Genomic DNA, 605 nt, shown 5'->3' on the forward strand with positions numbered 1-605 from the left:
TCCCAGTCGCGCCCCTGCTCCTGGTAATAATCTTCCAACGCGGCAAAGCTCAGCACCAGCGGGCCACTTTCGCCAAACGGACGCAGCCGCATATCCACGCGATAGACGAAGCCATCCTGCGTTGGTTGATCCAGCACTTTAATCAGCCGCTGCCCCATGCGGGTAAAAAACTGCGCGTTATCCAGTTCCCGGCGTCCACCCTGCGTACAACCATGTTCCGGCCAGGCAAAAATCAGATCGATATCAGAGGAGAAATTCAGCTCCCCACCGCCCAGCTTACCCATGCCTAAAATCAGCAGCGGTTGCGCTTCGCCCTGCGCATTGCACGGCGTTCCCCACTCGCGGCAGCAGGCGTCATACAGCCAGTCACGCGCCGCAACAATCAGCGTCTCCGCCAGATAGCTGAGCTGCTGCAATATGCTCTCTTCAGTAACCAGTGCCAGCGTTTGCGCCCAGGCGATGCGCACCATAATGCGCCGCCGGAATAGCCGCAGCTCGCGCATTAACCCGGCTTCGTCACTCACATTACAGAGCGCCTCCTGCAACCATGCCGCGTAATGCTGCCTTTCGTCGGCCTGCGGCGGTTGGCTTTCCAGTTCCGTCTG

Annotated in this window: 1 pseudogene; it reads right to left on the bottom strand. The window is 59.3% G+C overall.

Features of this window, described 5'->3' with window-relative positions:
* Positions 1-605, bottom strand: a pseudogene (locus ACLO87_RS16860) (bifunctional [glutamate--ammonia ligase]-adenylyl-L-tyrosine phosphorylase/[glutamate--ammonia-ligase] adenylyltransferase); the annotation flags it as partial.

Source organism: Paenalcaligenes sp. Me52 (assembly GCF_050487965.1).
Taxonomy (GTDB): Bacteria; Pseudomonadota; Gammaproteobacteria; order Burkholderiales; family Burkholderiaceae_B; genus Paenalcaligenes.